Consider the following 315-nt stretch of genomic DNA (forward strand, 5'->3'; position numbering starts at 1 on the left):
GCCGTGCTGCGCGGGTCTTACCACCTCTACCAGGGCTTCGGCGGGTTCCTGGGCAACCTCGTGATGGGGCTGGGGTTTCCCTTCTAATGGCAGGGGACGGGGCGCCGAGTCCTACCTCGTCACCTTGGGCGCCTCCGAGAAGAACGAATCCGTGGTCAACCTCGCCGCCGGCAACGACAAGTCGGCGGAGTGGTCGGGGGGCGCGTGGTCGAACAGGGGGACAGCCACGCGCACGAGCCTGGGGAGGCGGGAGAGCCCGTGCTTAACACCGAACTCCACCACCAGTTCGAGCCGGTAACCGCGCTGCTCGTCAGC

The 315-nt window shown here is 67.6% G+C and carries 1 protein-coding gene and 1 pseudogene; one reads left to right on the forward strand and one right to left on the reverse strand.

The features are described 5' to 3' along the window. Window positions 1-84, forward strand: a pseudogene (locus tag ADL03_RS50715) (CPBP family intramembrane glutamate endopeptidase); the annotation flags it as partial. A 27-nt stretch (window positions 85-111) separates the two neighbouring features. Here the strand turns inward: ADL03_RS50715 and ADL03_RS49430 are convergent. Beyond that, window positions 112-315, reverse strand: a 204-nt coding sequence (locus ADL03_RS49430) for a hypothetical protein (RefSeq protein WP_231641590.1), incomplete at its 5' end; no start/stop codon positions are given.

The organism is Nocardia sp. NRRL S-836, from assembly GCF_001279525.1.
Lineage (GTDB): Bacteria > Actinomycetota > Actinomycetes > Mycobacteriales > Pseudonocardiaceae > Lentzea.